3 protein-coding genes are annotated in these 2,383 nt (G+C 62.7%); 2 read left to right on the top strand and 1 reads right to left on the bottom strand.

The features are described 5' to 3' along the window. The first annotated feature begins 107 nt into the window (after nt 1-107). Complete coding sequence (locus EN984_RS31460) at nt 108-749, top strand: DapH/DapD/GlmU-related protein (protein WP_127269255.1); 642 nt, start codon at nt 108-110, stop codon at nt 747-749. Nucleotides 750-1,052: 303 nt separating this feature from the next. Beyond that, nucleotides 1,053-1,478: a low affinity iron permease family protein gene (locus EN984_RS31465; RefSeq protein ID WP_127269256.1), complete on the top strand. Its 426-nt coding sequence runs from the start codon at nt 1,053-1,055 to the stop codon at nt 1,476-1,478. Between the two features lie 3 nt (nt 1,479-1,481). On the opposite strand, the gene EN984_RS31470 is transcribed toward EN984_RS31465, so the two are convergent. Beyond that, the gene (locus EN984_RS31470; RefSeq protein WP_127384214.1) at nt 1,482-2,348 is read right to left on the bottom strand and encodes an SDR family NAD(P)-dependent oxidoreductase; all 867 of its coding nucleotides are present in this window, start codon (nt 2,346-2,348) and stop codon (nt 1,482-1,484) included. Nucleotides 2,349-2,383: the final 35 nt, after the last annotated feature.

The following is a 2,383-nucleotide window of genomic DNA, read 5'->3' on the forward strand; positions in this document are numbered from 1 at the left end:
GGTCCCGCTTGCGGGACCATTCGCTCGGCGAATCCTTGCTGGGAGACGATCTGAGGGACGATTGGTTCCGCTTGCGGGACCAATCGCCTAGGCGTAAAGCCGCCGGCATGGAGCGTTCCGAAAACCTCGTCCCGAAAGACCCCGAGCCGCGTATCCATCCGACCGCGGAGCTGAAGACGTGCAAGCTCGGCCGCTATGCCTCGATCGGCGAGCGGGTGGTGCTGCGCGAGGTGAATGTCGGCGACTTCTCTTATTTTGAACGCCACTGTGAAGCGATCTACACGACGATCGGGAAATTCTGCTCGATCGCCGCCAACAGCCGTATCAATGCGCTGGAGCATCCCATAGAGCGGCTGACCCAGCATAAGCTCAGCTACCGGCCGAACGAGTATTTTCGCTGGCTGGGCGTCGATGCCGCCTTCCGCGAGCGGCGGCAGGCGAAAGCCGTGACCATCGGCCATGATGTCTGGATCGGCCACGGCGCGGTGATCATGCCTGGGATCGCCATCGGCAACGGTGCCGTCATCGGCGCCAACGCCGTGGTGACGCGTGACGTGCCGTCCTATGCGATCGTCGCCGGCGTGCCGGCGAAGGCTCTCCGGCCACGCTTCACTCCGGATATCGCGGCGCGGATCGAAGCTCTCGCCTGGTGGGACTGGCCGGTCGAAAAGCTGGCCAGAGCGGTTCCCGACATGCAGGCCATGCCGATCGAAACGTTCCTCGATCGCTGGGAAAACGACGCCGTCTGACCAGTTCAAGTGCGTAGCGTTGAGACGGAGTCGGGCGACGCGCTTCAAGGCCCGCCGGACTGAACCCCCTTCCGCCATGCGGGGGTGGCGCAGCGGAAGGGGCTGGAGGTAAACCGCTGTGAAGCGGAAGGAACAGGCACTCTTGCCTGCAGGATCACTGTGGCATTGAACCCATAAGGTGTGTTTTCCTGACTATTCTCCCTACGCGTGTATTCAATTGCAGCTGGGTATTTGTCTGCCTCGGGAACCTGAAACGGTCGCTGGTTGTTTCTCATCGCGCCGCAGCGTCGAGGATTTCGATAGATGGAAAAACATTTCACAAAGGTCGCCAACTGGGTCGCCCGCATAGCCGGCCTGCCGCCGACATTCGCCGTCTGTTGCCTGATCGTCATCGTATGGGGGGTGAGCGGCCCGTTCTTCGGCTTTTCGGACACCTGGCAGCTCGTCATCAACACGGGCACGACCATCATCACTTTCCTGATGGTCTTCCTGATCCAGAACACTCAGAACCGCGATGGCGCGGCAATCCAGGCCAAGCTCGACGAACTGATCCGGGTCGGCAAGGGCCACAACCACTTCATCGGCATCGAACATCTGACCGAATCCGAAGTCGAGGAAATCCGCGCCAAATGCGAGCGTGCGGCAAAGCGGCATGACGAACAGATCGCCGACACGGCGGCGAAGAAGGCTGTGGCGAGGAAGCGCGGGTCGAAAAAGCAGGCGGCCTGAAAATCAGCCTTTCATGAACGCCGCGAAACTGTCCTTGTGGTCCGGGTGCCAGCGCGACAGGGCTGGGCGGTTCTCGATGATATCGCCGATCGCCCAGGCCATGCGCTTTTCATCCAGCGGGCGGGCCGCCTCATTGTCCGGGCACAGGATGTAGAAATCGCCTCTGGTCAGGGATTCCAGCATGAAATCCACAACCTGTTCGCCGGTCCAGGCGGCGGCCGGTTTTTCCGTCGCGCCCTCGGTCAGGCCGGTAAAGGTGAAGCCGGGGATCAGAAGATGGGCAGCGACATGGGCGCCGGGTTCGTTGCGCAACGCATGCGACAGGCCCTCGGTGAAGGTTTTCACCCCAGCCTTGGAGACATTGTAGGCAAGATTGCCGGGCGGCGTGGTGATGCCTTGCTTGGAGCCGGTGTTGACGATCAAACCCGGGCTGGCCGAGGCCAGCATGCGCGGCGCGAAGGCCTCGACGCCATGCACGACGCCCCAGAAATTGATGTCCAGCAGCCGCTTCCAGGCATCGCCGTTTTCCCATGGCTTTCCGGGATTGTCGCCGATACCGGCATTGTTCATCAGCAGCGACACGCCGCCGAAGGCGCCGAACGCCCTTTCGGCGAGGCGGTGTACCTCATCCGCCTTCGAAACGTCGGCGGCGACGGCAAGCACGGCATCGTCGCCGGCAATCGCGGAAACGGCGCGCGAGGCGTCGTCCAGCCGCGCGCCGCCAATATCGGCCAGCACGATCTTCATGCCCATCAGTGCAAGCCGCTTGGCGGCCGCCAGACCGATGCCGCTGGCGGCGCCGGTGATAACGGCGGCATTGCCTGGGGCAAGCGCGGGCAGGGCGGTCTGGATCTCGGCGTTGGTGATCATGGGCGATGGGTTCCTTGTTCGATGGCGCCGAACTT

The sequence above is a fragment of the Mesorhizobium sp. M7A.F.Ca.CA.004.12.1.1 genome (assembly GCF_003997835.1).
GTDB lineage: Bacteria > Pseudomonadota > Alphaproteobacteria > Rhizobiales > Rhizobiaceae > Mesorhizobium.

What these genes read in the sequence shown, in the direction of transcription:
- EN984_RS31460 (WP_127269255.1), top strand. Translation starts at nt 108, where the DNA reads ATGGAGCGTTCCGAAAACCTCGTCCCGAAAGACCCCGAGCCGCGTATC.
- EN984_RS31470 (WP_127384214.1), bottom strand. Translation starts at nt 2,348, where the DNA reads ATGATCACCAACGCCGAGATCCAGACCGCCCTGCCCGCGCTTGCCCCA.
- EN984_RS31465 (WP_127269256.1), top strand. Translation starts at nt 1,053, where the DNA reads ATGGAAAAACATTTCACAAAGGTCGCCAACTGGGTCGCCCGCATAGCC.